We start from the raw sequence: 19,136 nt of genomic DNA, 5'->3' as shown, positions 1-19,136 counted from the left end.
CGGAGCTAGACACTAAACTAGGTTCGAAATTTTATCTTCTTATCTTTCAAAAAAAGCTGTTCCATCTTTGCCAATTCAATTTCTTTGGAGGGCAATCTAAAATGGAACAGCTTCTTTTTTATCTATCTAAGCGGGTTAAATCAGCATCAGGATGATATCCGTTTAGCATAAGCTCTTTTAAAATAGTTGCACCGAACATATTATATATAGCACCATTCCCACCATAGCCTAAATTATAGTAAATATTTTTTTTGTCTGGATGTTCTCCTATAAATGGCATTCCATCTGCCGATTCACCAAATGTGGCGCCATATACATAATCTGCATTAATTTTCTCATTTGGAAAATGCTCTAAAACCATTTTTAAAAGTTTTTCACCATATTTCGAAAGCACTTTTGGATCAGAAGGTGCTTCGATTGGTTTTTCATCCAATCCCCCAGCAATAATTCTTCCATCAAACGTTGTCCGCATGTAGAAATATGGTCTTTTCGTCTCCCAAATAAGACATTGGTCCTCCCAGCATCGAAAAGAAGGAACAGGAGAGGTCACGATTGTATAGGTTCTATTTAATTCGCCTCCTTTTTTCTTTGCAAATAAAATCTCTTCATAACCTGTTGAATAAATAACCTTTTTCGCAAAGATCATTCCTTTTTCACTAACAAATTTCCAATATCCATTTTCAAAACCTGCCTCTGTTACTTCTGTATGCTCGTAAACTTTTACATTTCTCCTGTATGCTTCCTGTATTAGTTCTGTCACAAACATTTGTGGATTAACTTCTGCATCTCCTTCCGAAATGAGCGCTGCCGGTTTTTTGAATCCATAAATCTTTTCTATTTCCTTTTCTTCTAAATACTCAACTCGAAAACCATGCTTTTTTAACATGTCATACTCTTTTTTTAATTTTGTTACATCATTTTGATTACTAGCATAATAAAGACTTTTTCTTGCTTTAAATTGAACATCTTTTTTTAACGCCTCTGCAACTGATTGTAGGTTTTTTATTGCTTCAAAACATAATCGATAAAAGCGTACTGCTTGCTCTTCTCCTATCCTTTCCACAAATTCATGAAGCATAATATCATTACAATATTGAAGCAATCCTGTATTGGCAGAAGTGCTGCCATGCGCTACTTTTCGTTTATCTACCAGAACAACATCTAATAATTCTTCAGATAATACATAAGAGCATAGAGCTCCTGACATCCCCCCACCAATTATAAGAACATCACATGTGATATTTTCCGATAATGTTGGGTAATCCAGTACTTCTTTTACAGTAGTAGGCCAATATAAAGAACCTTTGTATAAGTCCATACATACCTCCGAACAATAAATTAACCCTTTTTACTTAAGGCTGTTTTCGTATAATTTGTTGCTTTTAAACTCGCAGCCTGAATACACTTCGTCCGTTTAGCGAGCGTCGAGCCTCCTCGTCGCATACGCTCTGCTTAAGTCTCGTCTTTCTCGTATTCCCACAGGAGTCTACGTGTATTCAGTCTGCTAAGTACTGCTTCTCCCGTTTTTTCACATAAAAATGCAACAAACTTTTGAGAAAACAGCCTTACTTGATAAGTATTTAAATGCTTCTTTACTATTTATTTTGCCCTAAATGCGTTCTTAATTCTCTACGAAGTATTTTTTTCGCTGCATTTCTCGGTATTTTTTCAATAAATAGTATCTTTTTTGGTATTTTATATTTTGCAAGCTTTTTTGCACAGAAGGAATGAATCATTTCCTCTGTTATAGCTAACCTATTATTATCTTTTACAACAAAAGCGATCGGTACTTGTCCCCATTTTTCGTCGTCTTCCCCTATTACACCTGCATCCAATACGCCGTCTATTGATGTTAGCATCCCTTCTATTTCAGCTGGATATATATTTTCTCCTCCAGAAATAATTAAATCAGATCGTCTATCCAGTACGTACAGAAAACCTTCCGAATCTTTATACCCAATATCTCCTGTATGAAACCAGCCATTAACAGTGTTCGGTCCTTTATTTAAGTAACCTTTAGAAACATTCGGTCCATGGACAATAATTTCTCCCGCTGTATTTTCTGAAACCTCTTCTCCGGTTTCATTTACTATTTTAATTTGGGATGGAAAAAGCGGCTTGCCTGCTGACCCAACTTTCCTGACACTATCTTCAGGTGGCAGTGTAACGATTTGAGAGGAAGTTTCGGTCATCCCATAGGAATAGTAGACGGGTATCCCTTTATGGAGACAGTTTTTTATGATATCAATAGAAGCTGGCCCACCCCCTAAAAGCATACATCGAAAATAGGAAGGAAACATGCCGTCTACGGCACTTTCTAATTTCTTTAACATCGTTGTTACAACAGACATCATCGTCACTTTCTCTTTGTCTATATCATCAATCACTTTTTCAATCGAGAAATGATCATGAAGTACTATTTTTATGCCATATACTAAACTTCTCATTAAAATGGAATATCCACTAATATGAAAAAGCGGCAATGCACACAACCAGACATCTTTTTCGTGCAATCCAAGATTTAATGCGCTGCCGACAGCACTCCACCAATGATTCCCATAACTTTGGATAACCCCTTTTGGAAATCCTGTTGTTCCAGATGTGTACATAATCGTACATGTTTCTTGCAAAGATACTTCTTTTTTTTCCACTGGTTGTTCGAATGTATAAGAAGAAATATCTTCTTTATGTATGATGCATAATGGCAATTCTTCTTTTATTTGTTGAATGGTTTGTACGAAAGTTTTTTCAGTCAAGAGGAAAGTAGCTTGTGCGTCTTTTAATTGAAATATTAATTCATCTGAAGTTAAGCGATTATTTAAAAGAACTGCTTTTGCACCAATAATATGAAGAGATAATAATGTAATAACAGTTTGCAGATCATTTTTTACTAAAAAGCCAATATAATCTTTCTCTTTTACACCATTAGCCGTTAAAACTCCTGCCATAAAATAAGCTTTTTTATAAAGCTCCTGAAATGTTAACCGCTCATCTTTATAAACAATCGCTTCTCTATTTGGCGTTAAGTTTGCTCTATTTTTCAGAAAGTTAGGTATACTATCTGCAGTCAATTTTCTCACCTTTTCTAAATAAACAGGGTGACTAAGTTTATGATCTAACACTTTTTTCAAGTATTTTAATACAATACTTTCTAAGCGCTGACACATTATCAAAGTCACCCTATTATTATTAATTATTAGAGGTTGTTCAAAAAGTCTGGGAACCATTGCTGTCGAATCTCTTCGTTACGTCGTTCCTCAACCTTCTCCGCCCTGATTGTCCTCCTTTTTGAACACGCATTATTACACTTTATACTATTCTTCATCATGGAAAACGAGGGAATTGTCCAAAATCTGGCTTGCGTTTTTCTTTAAATGAATCTCTGCCTTCTTTTGCTTCATCTGTTGTGTAGTATAAAAGTGTCGCATCGCCAGCGAATTGTTGAATACCCGCTAATCCATCTGTATCTGCATTAAATGCTGCTTTTAAGAAACGTAAAGCTGTTGGGCTTTTTTCCAATATTTCTTCACACCACTTAATCGTTTCTTCTTCTACCTTTTCTAACGGAACTACCGTATTTACTAAGCCCATGTCTAACGCTTCTTGCGCATTGTATTGTCTGCATAAAAACCAAATTTCCCTTGCCTTTTTATGTCCAACAATACGAGCCAAGTAACCTGAACCATATCCAGCGTCAAAGCTTCCTACATTTGGACCTGTTTGTCCAAATACAGCATTGTCAGCAGCAATAGTTAAATCACAAACAATATGAAGAACATGTCCACCGCCGATTGCATATCCTTTAACCATCGCAATGACTGGTTTTGGGATTACACGAATTAGGCGCTGTAAGTCAAGCACATTTAGACGGGGAATTTGATCGTCTCCTACATATCCTCCATGCCCTCTAACTTTTTGATCTCCTCCTGAACAAAATGCTTTGTCTCCGGCACCGGTTAATACGATAACTCCTACATCGCTATCATCACGTGCTCTTGCAAATGCATCGATCAATTCATTTACTGTTTTTGGTGTAAAAGCATTATGTACATGTGGTCTGTTAATTGTAATCTTTGCAATACCGTTATATGTTTCATATATTATTTCTTCATACTGACGTACCGCTACCCATTCAACTGTCATTCTTTTTCCTCCTTCGTACTTCCATTCATTCTTGATTCGCTAAAAACCCATCTACTATTGTACCAAAAATTTTAGGTTTCTCCACATGAATTGCATGACCTGCTTCTTTTATCATTTTCCAATTGATTTTATTATTTCTCGTTGCCATCTCTTCCGCAATCAAACAAAACTTTTTATCATATTCACCAGTTAGTAATAAGGTTTCGCTCTTTATTTCTTGTAAATGATCCCACCAAGATGGCTGCGATCCCGTTCCCATCCCTATTAAACTAAGATTGAGACCAAGCGCATTATTTTGAAGACGCTGTTGCCTTATTTTATCATGCTGCTCTTTGTTTAAGTTTTTTTGACTACTAAACAACGGAATATTTTCCCATTTGCCAACAAACCTCTCCATTCCCGCTTCTAATATATACTTACCTAGTTTATTGTCCTGTATTCTTCTTTCTCTTCGTTGTTCCTCTGTTTTTAAGCCAGGCGAAGCACTTTCAAGAATCAATTTTTTCACAAAATTAGGATAAGTTAAAACAAAAGTTAAAGCGAGTCGACCACCCATTGAATAGCCTAATAAACTAATGTTATTAATTTGCAGCACTTGTAAAATCTCATGTAAATGCTTCGCTGCAGTCAGAATATCATATTTACTTTCTTCTAATGGAGCATCTGTTTTTCCGTGGCCAATAATGTCAATCATGATTAACTGAAAATTCTTTTCCCACATAGGAATAAAGGGGTGCCAAGTGCGGCTATCCCCGGTAAAACCGTGTAATAATAATAGTGGAGTCCCCTTTCCACAAATTTCGACATAATAAGAAACGTCATCGACAACAATCTTCATCCATTTTCACCTTTAATATAGAAATCTATTTCCTGGGAAACATTTTTTATTAATTTACGATGTTCTTCTACATTTTCCGTTCTATTTGTTCTTATTTCAAAAACTCGTAATTTAGGTGAATCTGTCGTTTTTTGAAGTAATTCTTCTAATTGCGACCATTTTTCAATTAGTTCGTATTGCCCTTTATACATAGTGATTAAATGTTTAAAATCCAAATCTAACGGTGTACCAAATAATGCTTCAAAATGCTTTTTATGGTTAGCTTGTGGGAGAAAAGAAAAAATTCCGCCCCCATTATTATTGATTAAAAATATTGTTACCGGAATATCAAATTGTTTTGCAGCAATTAATCCATTTGCATCATGGAAAAAAGTTAAGTCTCCTAATACCAAAAATAAAGGCTGTTTTACTGCACCTACACCAAGGGCAGTGGAAACCGTCCCATCAATTCCATTTGCTCCTCTGTTTGCATAAATAGTTATTTTTTTAAGTTGAGTATGAAAAAAAGTATCTAAATCTCTGATCGGCATACTATTACCGACAAACAAGGCAGCATTTTCTGGCAGCAGCTCTCCTAATAAGGAAAATAACTTTGCTTCACTCATTTCAGCTTTATTTTTTATTTGCATTAATGCTTTTTTAGTTACTTTATTTATATTTTGCCAAGAAACAAATTCGTGATTTATTGAGCATTTTTTCAGATAAGGAATTAATTTTTGGCAAAATAGGACTTCATCACAATAAATCATTTCAGATGTAAGCTGATTCGGATCCCGAAATCCAGCACCACCATCAATAACAAGCTGTTCTATCTCGTTTTGTTCTTTCAAAAAAAGTGTCAAAGCTTTCGAAACAGGCATGCTGCCAAAACGAATAACGATATCTGGCTTTAAAGTTTTTTGGACAGTTTCATTGCGTAAAAATGTATCATATGTATCAATGATATATTCTAAATCTTCTTCACCTGTTCTTAATTGGGATAAAGGATCTGCTAAAATAGGGAATTTTAATGTTTTTGCCAACTGTATAATTGATGAAGAAAAATCTTCTTTATCTATTTCACCACAAATAATAATCCCATTTGCATAATTACTTAACCGCTTGGCTAAATATTGAAAATAATCCTCTGAAATGGTTAATTCGCCTGTTTCTATATGTATATATTTCTCGTGATCCTTTTCTGATTGATACGTTTGCAAATTTTCCAAGTCTGGAATGAGTGGTTCTCGAAATGGTAAATTTAAGTGCACTGGTCCTTTTGGTTCTTGAAGTGCAGTAGAAACAGCTCGAGCGCTAACTGTTTTCACATAACGAAGCATCTCTTTCGTACCAATTGGAGGAGACATTTCCATAAACCATTTTACTTTACCGCCATATAATTCAATTTGATTAATGGCTTGTGGTGCACCTACATCCCTTAATTCATGTGGACGGTCTGCTGTTAGCACTAGTAAAGGAATCCTCGAAATTGTCGCTTCAATAATGGCCGGAAAATAATTAGCTGCTGCCGTTCCCGATGTACATACTAAGACAGTTGGTTTTTTGCTTGCTTTTGCCATCCCTAAAGCAAAAAAAGCAGCCGCCCTTTCATCAACATGAACATGTATCTTTAACTGCTTTTGTTCCGCCATGACCATGGCAATAGGAGTAGACCGGGATCCTGGACTAATGACGACGTTTTCAATGCCATTATGCACTAACTCATTAACAAAAGCATAAATATAGGCAGTTAAATGTTGTTGTTGATTCATTATCTATCCCCTCCTAAAGCTGATAGCATTGGTTTGAATTTAATAGTTGTTTCTTTATATTCAGATTCCGCATCCGAACTCGCCACAATTCCACAGCCTGCAAAAATAGAAGCTTCATTTTTTTGAATTAATCCGGAACGAATACTTACAGCAAATTCACCATCTCCATTATAATTAAGCCAACCGAGAGGCGCACCATATAATCCACGATCTAAAAGCTCTTCTTCTCTTATTTTTTCTATCGCCTTATTTTTAGGATATCCACCTAAAGCAGGTGTTGGATGAAGAAGTTGAATTAAAGAGAGAAGTGATTCTGATTCCTTTAAGATTCCCTTAACTGGAGTATAAAGATGTTGAATATCTCTCATTTTCAGTAAATGCGGATGGGATGGAATTTCGATTGCTTTACAAACTTCTTCCATTGCAGACTTTATCATATTTACTACATATTGATGTTCTATTCTGTTTTTACGATCATGCAAGAGTTGTTCTCCTAACTGTTGATCCCTTTCCTTACTTTTCTCTCTTGTTATAGAACCTGCTAAACATGTAGAAAATACTTCATTATTTATTTTTTTGACCAATCTTTCTGGAGAAGCTCCGATAAAACAATTATCTTCTGACTCAAGGGCAAATATATAGCTATTTTCTTGCTGTTTTAATAAATTCTCTAACACAGCTTCTGTTTTAATGTCCTGTTCAAAAACAAGTCTGCATTCTCTTGCTAAAACAACCTTTTTTAACGTAGTATTTAAATCATTCACTACATTATCTACTGTTTTTTTCCACTGTTTTCCATCTATTTCCACCGATTTAACTAAATAATTTTTATTTTTCTGGGAAGATTGTTTTCTTGTCTTCTTAAGCAAGGAAGTTGTTTTTGCCTTTACTTCATGAAGAGAAACAGCTTCTAAATTCTCAAACAGCATATTGGTTGTTATATATTGCGTTCCATTTATTTCACTTAACATAAAGGATGGAACAAAAAAATGGGCATCTGCATAATGGTCCCAAAGCTTCGTTTTTGGTTTTTGTGGATCAAAGGTAAATCCTCCAAATAAAGTAGGTCCTACACCAGAATCGTTATATTCATTATAAATTTGGCTGTTTTTTAATAGTTCCATCCATTCTTCTTCTATAGACGAATAAAGGTTATTCTGTTGATTTAGAAGGATTTCTTTGCAACAGCCTAATCCAATTAGAACATTTTCTGATAACGGATCTTTCCAAAAAAACCGATTTCCTTTAAAAGAAGCATTTTCTGCAAAAAAAGGAAGATAGTCGATTTTTTTTTCTATCTTCATTACATTGCTAACTAAAATAGAAGAACTGGCATGTATCTTATTATTTACATTTATTAATTGTTTAGATTTCATTCTGTTTGTAAATCCCCCTAAAACGAGCCAAAAAATTATGACGTTTCTTCCTATCTTTTATCTTATTTTTGCTTATTTGTTCATCTTTTTGACTTATTTTAAGATACACCTGTGACTAATATTATGTCAATGTTCCGCTTTTATTAATTTTTTTCTTGTAATACATGTTTATTATGAGCTTCGAATTGCTCGAAACCCCTTTTATTTACGACTTATTCTTATTTAGTATTGAAGAAAACTTTATGAGGAAATTTAATAATAGTTTGATGATTGGATTATTTTTATTATAATCGCTCATACTACAAGTACTAGCTAAGTTTCTGATAAGGATGTGGTCATTTTGTTAACAAAAGAACAATTAACAACCTTAAAAAAAGAATTAGAAAATCAAAAATCGGAGATTACCAATCGAATAGATCGTTATGTAGATGAGAATAATGCACGAGAATCTGTAGGCGAACTTTCCAATTATGATAACCATCCTGCAGATATGGGAACAGAACTATATGAACGGGAAAAAGATTTTGCTTTGGAAGAGCATGATCAATCAGAATTAAATAAAATTAATGAAGCGCTTGCCGCAATAAAAGATGGCTCCTACGGTATTTGTAAAGTTTCAGGAAAAGAAATTCCCTATGAACGCCTTGAAGCGATACCTACTGCATTAACACTGAAAGAATACAGTTCTGAACAATCTGTTGCTCAGGACAGACCAGTTGAAGAAGATGTACTAGAACCTGCACATGGAAATGAATTCCGACATTATGATACTGGTGCGGTTCGTGATTATGAAGATAGCTTTCAAGAGGTGGCAAGATACGGCACTTCGGAAACACCTTCCGACTTAAGAGGAGATTTCGAAGATTACGGCAGCTTGTATGACCGTGATTCCAATGATGAAGGTTTTACAGAGGATTATGAAACGTTTGTTGCCACCGATATAGAAGGGAAAAATCGTACAGTTTATCCAAGTAAACTGCATGAAAAGTACGAACAGATGCTTGATGATGAACAAATAGAAGCACCATTTGGAGATGTTCCTTATCACAAAAGGGACGGTTATGAAGAGGATGATCAATAATTAGTAAAACACTCAAAGGGAATGATTGAAGCAAAAAATGTTTCCAATGGATTAAACTGACTATTCCCTTTGAGTTTACTTTTATTAAAACATAGGTTTTATTTTCCAAATATAATCTGCATATTCTTTAATCGTACGATCACTGGAAAAATAACCAGATTTTGCAATATTAACAATACACATATGCAACCATTTCGGTTGGTTTTTATACGTCGTATCTACAACATGGTGTATTTTCGCATAAGAATGAAAATCTTTCAGAACAAAATATTGATCATTTTCAATTAAAAGCGAATCAAAAATGGGATCAAATTCATTCGATTCATATTCAAAAAATCCATTTTTCAATTGATTCACCACTTCTTGAATTCGTTTATCATGATGATAATATTCGGTAGATCTATACCCACCATTTTGATATAAATCCAAAACTTGATCTGCATTCATGCCAAATATAAAAATATTGTCATCCCCAACAAAATCCTTCATCTCAATATTTGCTCCATCTAGTGTACCCACTGTTAATGCACCATTCATCATAAATTTCATATTCCCAGTACCAGAAGCTTCCTTACTTGCTGTAGAAATTTGTTCACTCACATCTGCCGCAGGAAAAATATGCTCTGCCAAGGAAACACGATAATTTTCTAAAAACACAACTTTTAACTTATCTTGTATATCCTTATCATTGTTTATTTTATCTGCTACCGTATTGATTAATTTGATAATTTTTTTTGCATAATAATATCCAGGCGAAGCTTTTGCACCAAAGATAAAGGTTCTTGGTGTCATATCTAGCCCTGGATTTGCTTTTAACAGATTATACAAATGCATAATATGCAATACATTTAATAATTGTCGTTTATAGGCATGCAATCTTTTTACTTGCACATCAAAAATAGAATAAGGATCCACCATAATTCCATTTTTCTCTTGAATGATTTTAGCAAGAGAATATTTATTTTCTTGCTTAATCGCTGCTAGTTTTTGTAAAAAACTATTATCTTTTTCATACAAAAGCAAATTATTTAATTGCATCGGCTCCTTCAACCAATCGGATCCAATCGTTTCGGATATTAATTGTGCAAGCTTTGGATTTGCTTTTATCAACCATCTTCTATGTGTTATCCCATTTGTTTTATTATTAAACTTTTCAGGAAAGTATTGATAAAACTGATTCATTTCTCTTTTTTTCAAGATCTCTGTATGAATTTCTGCTACTCCATTTACACTGTAGCTTCCCACTATTGCCAAATGAGCCATTTTCACCATCCCGTGAGCAATAATTGCCATCGACTCAATCCGGTGTAAATCTCCTGGATATTGTTCCCATAAATCTTTACAGAAACGCTCATTAATCTCATCAACAATCAAATAAATACGAGGCAGCAGTGGTTGAAATAAATAAATAGGCCACTTTTCTAATGCCTCTGACAAAGTTGTATGGTTCGTATACGAAAAAGTGTTTTTCGTTATTTCCCATGCTTCCTCCCAGCTTAGCCCTTCCTTATCGAGCAATATTCTTAGCAACTCTGGAATAGCAAGAACGGGATGTGTATCATTAATATGGATACTAATATGTTGATGTAATTCCTTTATATCTTTATTCTGCTGTTTATAATTTCTCACTATCGACTGCAAGCTGGCAGATACTAAAAAATACTGCTGCTTAAGACGAAGAATCTTGCCTTCATCATTGGCATCATCAGGATATAAAAACTCTGAAATTAATTCCGTTTCTCGTTTATATTTCATGATGTCTTTCACATCTTTAACAAGCAAGGAAGTCGGCTCCGCATTCCAAAGCCTTAATGTATTAACAGTAGTCGTATCATATCCGATTACAGGAATATCATGCGGAACAGCGGTTACAGTTTCAGCATTTAAATGCCGAAACTGTAATTTGCCGTCTTGTTCATACATATCGATTAGTCCCCAAAACGGAATATCCACTGCCAAGTCTTCTCTTCTAACTTCCCATACTTCTCCATGCTTTAACCATTGTTCTGGAAGTTCTATTTGGTAGCCATCAACAATACGTTGTTCAAATAACCCATACTTATAGCGGATGCCAAAACCATGTCCTGGCAAATTTAATGTCGCAAGAGAATCTAAAAAACAAGCTGCTAGTCTGCCCAACCCTCCGTTTCCTAATCCAGGGTCACATTCTATTTCTTCCACATCATGCAAGTTTATTCCTAAATCGGCAAACCCTTCATCTACTACTTTATCAATGCCAAGATTCATTAAATTATGATATAACAATCTGCCTAATAAAAATTCAATCGATAAATAATAAACTTGTTTTTCTTTATCCCTTCGATAGCGTTCATTTGTATGAATCCAATTAGAACTTACATATTCCCGAATCATATGCCCCAATGTATGAAAATGGTCACTGCTTGTGCTGTCTTTAAATGGCTTTCCGTATATCATCTCAAGCTTTTGCAAAAAATACGCTTTGAATATCTCTTTATTAGTAAACATGCGTTTCACTCCTAGAGACAAGCTCTGCATATAGCTGATTATACTTGAATGCAGATCGGGCCCAGCTATTATCCATTATTATCGCTTTTTTCATAATGTTTGCCCAAACATCTTTTTCATGATAATAACGCAATGCCCTGCGAATCGTATATAACATATCGTGGGCATTAAAGTTAGTGAAACTAAATCCATTGCCTTCCCCAGTATTGCTGTTATAAGAAAATACAGTGTCATTTAAGCCGCCGGTTTCTCTTACAATCGGGATATTCCCATATTTTAAAGCAATTAATTGCCCTAACCCACATGGTTCAAACTTAGATGGCATAAGAAATAAGTCTGCACCAGCATATAATTGATGGGCTAAGCTCTCATCAAATCCAATATAGGCTCTACACTTTTCTCGATATTGATTCTCCATTTCTCTAAAAAATTGTTCAAACTCCGGATCTCCTGTACCTAAAACGATAAATTGAATATCTTCTTGCATGAATTCATGGAATACATGTCTGACAAGCTCTAAGCCTTTTTGTTTTGTCAGTCTTGTAATCATACAAATAATTGGAATGTTGTCATCTTCTTTTAAACCGAATTTTTGTTGGATAAATTGTTTGTTTTTTACCTTATCTTCTATCGAAGAGTGTGAATATTTTTGTATGATCACATCATCTGTTTCCGGATTATACGTTTTTTCATCAATCCCATTTATTATTCCGTATAAATCATTTTTCCTTTTTACTAATAAATGGTTAAGCTTTTCCCCATAATAATCTGTTTGTATTTCTCTTTTATAAGTTGGACTAACAGTTGTTATTTTATCAGCTGAAACAAGTGCTGCTTTCATAAAGTTTACATTTCCGTAGAACTCCAGGTTTTCCATCGTAAAATATTCGTCACTTACGTTTAATAAATCCTCTAAGACACTTTTCGGCATAATCCCTTGGAACTGCAGATTATGTATAGTAAAAATCGTTTTGATTGAACGATACTCACTTTTCCACTGATAATCAGTCTTTAATAAAAAAGGAATCATTGCTGTATGCCAATCATGGCAATGAATAATATCAGGATATTCACGTAGATGTACTAAGCTTTCCAAAACAGCGCGATTAAAAAAGGAAAAACGTTCCCCATCATCAAAGTATCCGTAAAGACCTGGACGTTTAAAATAATATTCGTTGTCGATAAAATAAAAGGTGATACCTTCAAATTGGAGCTCTTCAATGCCACAATATTGATATCTCCATCCAACCTGGACATGAAAATGGCCTTTTCTTTTTATTTGTCCTAAAAATTCTTTCGAAATATCCCCATATTTCGGCATCATCACAATAACTTCTGTTCCCTGTTTTTTTAATTCTGTTGGAAGAGAACCAGCAACATCTGCCAGTCCCCCTGACTTAATAAAAGGTACACACTCTGATACTGCAAATAATACTTTCACGAATTCATCAACGCCCCTTGCACTGTCCCTTTTCTAACAACAAAAGGGGAATTAATAGAACCTGTCATCACGGCTCCACTTTCTACTTTCACATCTTTATCTAATATCACAGAATCAAGCATACAATTTTCTCCGATTGTGCATTTTTGCATAATAATACAGTTTTTTAATACAGAACCTTTGCCAATCTTAACTGCCCTGGCAATCACACTATTTTCTGCTTCTCCTTCAATAATGCAGCCATTTGCAATCATCGAGTTTTTTACTTTTCCTGTATTTGTATAGCGTGTAGGCGGCTCATCCTTAACTTTTGTAAAGATTGGACTCTCTTTTTTGAACAACTGACTCCATATAGTTGGATTTAAAATCTCCATACTTACTCGATAATAAGTAGAAATTGAATCTATTTTTTCGGCATAGCCGCTATATTCGTAATCACATAATTTATAATGATGATTCATATCAAGTAATACATCTTTCATGCAAGTGTAGCCTGTTACATCTCGTGTCTGAATCAGATCTATTAATAATGTTTTTTTAATTAAATACATATCTATCGATTTTCCACTATGTCTTATCTCCGTTATATCGCATCCTGACTGAAGATGCCGCTCTAGGACAGGACTAAAATCCATATTAAAAACAGTAAAACAATTCGCAACTAACGCATATTCTTGTTTGCTTCTAAAAAAATAATCAATATTTGCTGCAAAATGATTAAATGATCCAATTCCTTTGCTTGTGCCGTCAGTAATAGATGCGGGAAAGAAAAATAAACCATCTCTTTTCCTGTCCAAATCCCAATTTTTCCCTGAACCTAAATGATCCATAAGTGAACGATATTGATACTTAGGAAAAATAGCAATACTCCCCATCCCTGAATTCACCATATTGGATAAAACGAAATCAATTAACCTGTATCTTCCTCCAATTGGTAATGCAGCCAATGAACGATGTGCAATTAATTCGTCTAAGTCATCGTGATACGTAGTTGCGTCAATAACCCCTAGCATTGTTTTTAACAACATAATCCCCTCCTGTCTAAGTTTGTTAGGAACTCAACTCATTAACCATTTCTTCTGTAACTAAAACCACTTCGTCTGTCTTTTTATTTGGTTTAATGATCATTCCATCTGGTATTCTTATGTTAGAAGGGACGATTGCTTTTTCAATATAGACATTCTCACCAACTTTAGCATCTGGCATTATGACAGAACTGCGAATGATTGTTCCCTTTCCAACATTAACCCCTTGAAATACGATTGATTGTTCAATTTCTCCACTAATTGTACATCCTTCATTTATCATAGATTCTTTCACAATCGCTTCACTGGAAATATATTGTGGGGGATGGTTAGGATTTACTGTATATATTCTCCAGTTGTAATCGTAAATATCCAATTCGCTTTTTTCATTTAATAAGTCCATATTTGCTTCCCATAAACTCTGAACAGTCCCTACATCTTTCCAATATCCTTTAAAAGGGTAAGCAACTACTTTTTTCTGTTTTTTAATGAGTAATGGGATGATATCTTTGCCAAAATCATGGGAAGAATGTTTATTTGCATTATCTTCTTCCAATAATTCCTGTAAAACAGTCCACTTAAAAATATAAATACCCATTGATGCTAAATTATTTTTGGGAGTTGCAGGTTTTTCTTCAAATTCAACAATATCCATCTCTTTATTCGTATTCATGATGCCAAATCGGCTTGCTTCGTTCCATGGGACTTCTATTACTGAAATAGATGCGTCTGCCTGTTTGTTGATATGATACTCTAACATTAATTCATAATTCATTTTATAAATATGGTCACCTGATAGGATTAATACATAATCCGGATCATACTGATTTAAATAATTTTCATTTTGATAGATGGCACTAGCAGTTCCTGTATACCATTTTACTTCCGATGATGCACTATAAGGTGGTAAAACAGTCACACCACCATTTACACGATCCAAATCCCAGGCACTCCCAATTCCGATGTAAGAGTTTAACACAAGTGGCTGGTATTGTGTTAACACACCCACTGTTTCAATTCCTGAATTGGAGCAATTGCTAAGGGTAAAATCAATGATTCGATATTTCCCTCCAAAAGGTATAGCTGGTTTTGCTAAGCTTTTTGTTAAAGAAAATAATCTACTCCCCTTCCCTCCTGCTAATAGCATGGCGACGCATCTTTTCTTTCCCATTCCCCTTTCTCTCCTTCCGATGTTGTACTGGTCGTAAAATGATCATACTAAAAGCTGGTATTGTTAATTGAACAGAAAATGGTTTCCCATGAAACGAAGTAGAATGTGCCTTTATCATTTTTTTATTTATATAATTGGCTCCCCCAAACTGATCAGCATCGCTATTTAATACTTCGCGGTAGCTTCCATCCTTTGGCACACCAACTAAATAATTTTCATATGTTTGATACGTAAAATTGCAAATAACAATGAGAAAATCTTCATCCTTTGTTCCTTTACGTATGAAGGAGAAAATAGATTGGTCCTTATTATTAACATCGATCCATTCAAAACCTTCAAATAAATGATCCAGTTGAAAGAGTGGTTTTGAACGTTTATAAATTCTTAATAGTTCCTTTATATATTCATTTGCTTTTTTGTGCATGTCATAATCATAGAGCATCCAATCAAGCTGCTCTTTATCCTTCCATTCAGCGAATTGAGCAAATTCTGCTCCCATAAATAATAATTTTTTCCCGGGATGCGTAATCATAAAACCCATCAGCAGTCTGAATTGTGCAAACTTCTGCCAATAGTTGCCAGGCATCTTATTAAGAAGTGATTTTTTCCCGTGAACTACTTCATCATGAGAGAGTGGCAATACAAAATTCTCTGAAAAAGCATAATGCAAGGAAAATGTTATCTTATCATGAACAAAGCATCGATTTTCGGATCCTGTTTCCATATAGGATAATAGGTCATTCATCCATCCCATGTTCCATTTATAATGAAAGCCTATCCCACCATAATGTACTGGTGCTGTTACTTGTGGCCAATCGGTAGAGTCTTCCGCAAACATTAAAATGGTTGGATCATATTGGCTTACTGTTCGATTTAATTTTTTTAAAAAATCAATTCCATAAGGATTGACACTATTATTCGAATTTGGCCAATAAATAATATTAGATACTGCATCAACCCTAAATCCATCAACATGAAAATATTCCATCCAAAAGACAGCATTTGAAATAAGAAAGCTATGTACTTCCATCTTCCCTAAATCAAAATTAGCAGTCCCCCATACAATATTTTCCCTGTCTTTTCGGTTTTCATAATCAAATTGATTGGTACCATCAAATTGATAAAGTCCATGTGCATCCTTGCAAAAATGTCCTGGGACCCAATCAAGAATAACTCCAAGTCCATATTGATGACACTGATCGATAAAATACATCAAATCCATCGGCTCACCAAATCTGCTAGTCGCAGAATAATAACCTGTTCCTTGATATCCCCATGAAATATCAAGAGGATGTTCGACTAATGGCAATATCTCTAGATGAGTAAATCCTTGTTCTAAACAATAAGGAATTAGTTCTTCTGCTAATTCCCGATAAGAATTTAGCGTGCCGTCTTCATGTAATCGCCAAGAGCCTAAATGAACTTCATAAATTGCCATTGGCTCATTGAAACTATTTTTCTTTGCTTTTTTTTGTTTCCATTTTGAGTCCTTCCACTTATACCCTTCCAAAGTGTAAACAATTGATGCAGTGTTTGGTCTAACTTCTGAATAAAATGCATAAGGATCTGATTTTAGAAACTTTCTTCCATCCGAAGCAGTTATTTCATATTTATACAATGCTCCTGATAGATCCATATCAATTTTTATTAGCCATATTCCTTCGTTATTTATTCGCTCAAGAGAATATTTTTCTGCTTTCCAATCATTAAAATCTCCAACCAAATGAACAGATTGTGCATGTGGCGCCCATACACAAAAAGTTGTGCAAGCCCCTTCATTTTGTTGATAAACATGAGACCCCAACAATTTATAGCTTTCGAATAAATTCCCTTCATGAAATAAATGTAGCTGAAATTCAGTTGGGTATACTGTTTTCACTTGCATCCTACTTTCTAGTTCAAATATTTCAATTAATAATGCAACACCTACTGGACAAATATTTATTTCTTTTCCTACATATTAAGCGAAATAACCAAAATGAAAACGCTTATTTTCAGAAAAAATAAAAAAATATCATTGAAACTAATATTCTAGCAAAAATGAAAAAAATCCTTTTTTGTTTTTTTAAATTTTATGATAATAATAAACTTTTTATGTTTAATCCTATTAAATCCACTAAATGAATTCTTAACATATTTTTAAAGTACAAATTAAGTGACTATTAAGTAAGTGCAAGTCCCTTGGTCATTGTTGTACGGACTAGCCGATTATTAAAATCGCAATAGAGGTAAGTCGATTAATTACACAACGTCCTGTACGTTTAACTAGACAGTTATCTAACTTCAGATATAATTTTGATTAATAAAGAAAGGTGGAAACACATGAGTAAGACAGAAGAAGATCTTATAAGAAAAGCACAGGAGCCTTGCTCAGCCCCGAAGAAAAATGTTCTCTTGGCTCAAAAAGTGCTCTTTACTTTTAGAGACAAGAGGTTATCTTTCACAGGGGCTAGGCGCCGGCCGGCTAAATACGCACAGAGGAAAATCGACTAAGTACGCCACGTCCTGTGGCAACGTCGATTGACTCGCATCCTGCGAGCCTGTGGCAACGCCGGCACTTGTACATCCTGTACGTCGGAGCAAGACACTAAACTAGGTTCGAAATTTTATACTTTCTTATCTTATTAGAACAAACTAAAGAAGAAATTAGTCCTTTTTTGAAGCAGCTTAAGACTTATTTAGAGGCCCAAATCAGGAATAATTTCTACAATTTACTTAAATAATTCTGACCAGAAAGTAATAACAACGGAAGTTAAACTAGAAGAAAATCTTAAACAAGAAAGATTATAAGAAAAAAAGAGCTAGTTCCTTTAAATCAAAGCTAGACACACGTCTTACAATAATGCCTTACCTTTAAAAATGGCTATGTTAAAGCTCATTGTTGATTTTGGCACTATGTTGATCTTCGTTCCAGGTGTGAGACTCCTGCGGGAAAAGCGAGTCAGAGGGAGACCCCACAGGCGCACAGCGCCGAGGAGGCTCCCGGACCGCCCGCGGAAAGCGAACGCCTGGAACGGAAATCAACAGGCAAGTTTAACAAAGCCTTAAAAATAAATTGAATAATTAGATGGTAAATCAAATTGTACTCTATATAAAACATATATGCACTTTTAATCATTTTAAGACAAAAAATTGGTTAAAAATGAGGATAATCAGAGCGGTGAAGGTTCAGGTACTGTAGTTAAAGCAATTCGGAGCGTAGGTAGTTTGTTAAGTGAGGACTGAAGGGCAAACGTAACGAAGATTTCGACCGCTATGGTTCCCATACTTTTTCCAAAACCTTCTATAGGACTCATATACATAGGAAAGTAGGGGTGCAGCATGAGAAAAGCTTTGTTGCATATCCTCATTACACTGATTTTGAAATGGAACATACACTAATTTACTGAAAAAGCAGATGGTTTTACTTTTTATACAGTAACAACGAACGGAAAAGCAGTAGAAAGCATCAACGGGCTAGAAACCGAATAAAGTTATCCACAGATATTTTTTTACTTTTCCAAAACGAAAAAGCCATTAGCATTTTGCTAATAGCTTTTTTTATATGACCCATACGGGATTCGAACCCGTGTTACCGCCGTGAAAGGGCGGTGTCTTAACCGCTTGACCAATGGGCCAATATATTATTTGAATGGCGGAGAAGGAGGGATTTGAACCCTCGCGCCGCTTACACGACCTACACCCTTAGCAGGGGCGCCTCTTCAGCCTCTTGAGTACTTCCCCATAAAAATAAATGGCTCCGCAGGTAGGACTCGAACCTACGACCGTTCGGTTAACAGCCGAATGCTCTACCACTGAGCTACTGCGGAATAAAAATATATGG

12 protein-coding genes and 3 tRNA genes are annotated in these 19,136 nt (G+C 34.9%); 1 reads left to right on the top strand and 14 read right to left on the bottom strand.

The features are described 5' to 3' along the window. Nucleotides 1–118: 118 nt before the first annotated feature. From ACTXGU_RS21560 to ACTXGU_RS21535, 6 genes are all read right to left on the bottom strand, one after another. Nucleotides 119–1,318 carry an NAD(P)/FAD-dependent oxidoreductase gene (locus tag ACTXGU_RS21560; RefSeq protein ID WP_443483578.1) on the bottom strand — a complete coding sequence of 400 codons (1,200 nt, stop codon included), beginning with the start codon at nt 1,316–1,318 and terminating at the stop codon, nt 119–121. A 277-nt stretch (nt 1,319–1,595) separates the two neighbouring features. Continuing rightward, nucleotides 1,596–3,071 carry an o-succinylbenzoate--CoA ligase gene (locus ACTXGU_RS21555; RefSeq protein WP_443483580.1) on the bottom strand — a complete coding sequence of 492 codons (1,476 nt, stop codon included), beginning with the start codon at nt 3,069–3,071 and terminating at the stop codon, nt 1,596–1,598. A gap of 253 nt (nt 3,072–3,324) precedes the next feature. Beyond that, nucleotides 3,325–4,143 carry a 1,4-dihydroxy-2-naphthoyl-CoA synthase gene (menB, locus tag ACTXGU_RS21550; RefSeq protein WP_443483577.1) on the bottom strand — a complete coding sequence of 273 codons (819 nt, stop codon included), beginning with the start codon at nt 4,141–4,143 and terminating at the stop codon, nt 3,325–3,327. 25 nt (nt 4,144–4,168) lie between these two features. Next, nucleotides 4,169–4,981, bottom strand: coding sequence for a 2-succinyl-6-hydroxy-2,4-cyclohexadiene-1-carboxylate synthase (gene menH, locus ACTXGU_RS21545; RefSeq protein WP_443483576.1), 813 nt, complete (start codon nt 4,979–4,981; stop codon nt 4,169–4,171). Beyond that, entirely contained in the window at nt 4,978–6,732 is a 1,755-nt protein-coding gene (menD, locus tag ACTXGU_RS21540) for a 2-succinyl-5-enolpyruvyl-6-hydroxy-3-cyclohexene-1-carboxylic-acid synthase (protein ID WP_443483575.1), read from the bottom strand. Before menD ends, menH begins: the two co-directional genes overlap by 4 nt. After that, complete coding sequence (locus ACTXGU_RS21535) at nt 6,732–8,108, bottom strand: isochorismate synthase (protein WP_443483574.1); 1,377 nt, start codon at nt 8,106–8,108, stop codon at nt 6,732–6,734. Before ACTXGU_RS21535 ends, menD begins: the two co-directional genes overlap by 1 nt. 340 nt (nt 8,109–8,448) lie before the next feature. Between ACTXGU_RS21535 and ACTXGU_RS21530 the strand changes: the two genes are divergently transcribed. Beyond that, a complete protein-coding gene (locus tag ACTXGU_RS21530; RefSeq protein ID WP_443483573.1) occupies nt 8,449–9,189 on the top strand; it encodes a TraR/DksA C4-type zinc finger protein in 741 nt (246 codons plus the stop codon). Between the two features lie 84 nt (nt 9,190–9,273). Here ACTXGU_RS21530 and ACTXGU_RS21525 read toward each other — a convergent pair whose 3' ends face one another. From ACTXGU_RS21525 to ACTXGU_RS21490, 8 genes are all read right to left on the bottom strand, one after another. After that, on the bottom strand, nt 9,274–11,676 hold the full coding sequence (locus ACTXGU_RS21525; RefSeq protein ID WP_443483572.1) for a glycogen/starch/alpha-glucan phosphorylase: 2,403 nt from the start codon (nt 11,674–11,676) through the stop codon (nt 9,274–9,276). After that, entirely contained in the window at nt 11,666–13,117 is a 1,452-nt protein-coding gene (gene glgA, locus ACTXGU_RS21520; RefSeq protein WP_443483571.1) for a glycogen synthase GlgA, read from the bottom strand. The genes ACTXGU_RS21525 and glgA overlap by 11 nt, the downstream gene beginning before the upstream one ends. Beyond that, on the bottom strand, nt 13,114–14,142 hold the full coding sequence (locus ACTXGU_RS21515) for a sugar phosphate nucleotidyltransferase (RefSeq protein ID WP_443483579.1): 1,029 nt from the start codon (nt 14,140–14,142) through the stop codon (nt 13,114–13,116). The genes glgA and ACTXGU_RS21515 overlap by 4 nt, the downstream gene beginning before the upstream one ends. Nucleotides 14,143–14,167: 25 nt before the next feature. Next, complete coding sequence (locus ACTXGU_RS21510) at nt 14,168–15,313, bottom strand: glucose-1-phosphate adenylyltransferase (protein WP_443483570.1); 1,146 nt, start codon at nt 15,311–15,313, stop codon at nt 14,168–14,170. Next, on the bottom strand, nt 15,261–17,198 hold the full coding sequence (gene glgB, locus ACTXGU_RS21505; protein WP_443483569.1) for a 1,4-alpha-glucan branching enzyme: 1,938 nt from the start codon (nt 17,196–17,198) through the stop codon (nt 15,261–15,263). Before glgB ends, ACTXGU_RS21510 begins: the two co-directional genes overlap by 53 nt. Before the next feature lie 1,660 nt (nt 17,199–18,858). Continuing rightward, nucleotides 18,859–18,930: transfer RNA gene (locus ACTXGU_RS21500), tRNA-Glu, on the bottom strand. Nucleotides 18,931–18,945: 15 nt separating this feature from the next. Next, nucleotides 18,946–19,036, bottom strand: a tRNA-Ser gene (locus tag ACTXGU_RS21495). A gap of 11 nt (nt 19,037–19,047) precedes the next feature. Further along, nucleotides 19,048–19,122 (bottom strand) — tRNA-Asn (locus ACTXGU_RS21490). Nucleotides 19,123–19,136 lie beyond the last annotated feature (14 nt).

This window comes from Niallia sp. 01092, assembly GCF_052318935.1.
In the GTDB taxonomy this organism is placed as follows: domain Bacteria; phylum Bacillota; class Bacilli; order Bacillales; family Cytobacillaceae; genus Niallia.
The sequence above is the reverse complement of the archived record's forward strand: the minus strand, read 5'-3'. Positions and strand labels throughout refer to the sequence as shown.

Bases quoted from the DNA above. Each gene is read 5' to 3' on its own strand.
- ACTXGU_RS21560 (WP_443483578.1), bottom strand. From the start codon at position 1,318: ATGGACTTATACAAAGGTTCTTTATATTGGCCTACTACTGTAAAAGAA.
- menB (WP_443483577.1), bottom strand. From the start codon at position 4,143: ATGACAGTTGAATGGGTAGCGGTACGTCAGTATGAAGAAATAATATAT.
- menH (WP_443483576.1), bottom strand. From the start codon at position 4,981: ATGAAGATTGTTGTCGATGACGTTTCTTATTATGTCGAAATTTGTGGA.
- menD (WP_443483575.1), bottom strand. From the start codon at position 6,732: ATGAATCAACAACAACATTTAACTGCCTATATTTATGCTTTTGTTAAT.
- ACTXGU_RS21535 (WP_443483574.1), bottom strand. From the start codon at position 8,108: ATGAAATCTAAACAATTAATAAATGTAAATAATAAGATACATGCCAGT.
- ACTXGU_RS21525 (WP_443483572.1), bottom strand. From the start codon at position 11,676: ATGTTTACTAATAAAGAGATATTCAAAGCGTATTTTTTGCAAAAGCTT.
- ACTXGU_RS21510 (WP_443483570.1), bottom strand. From the start codon at position 15,313: ATGGGAAAGAAAAGATGCGTCGCCATGCTATTAGCAGGAGGGAAGGGG.
- glgB (WP_443483569.1), bottom strand. From the start codon at position 17,198: ATGCAAGTGAAAACAGTATACCCAACTGAATTTCAGCTACATTTATTT.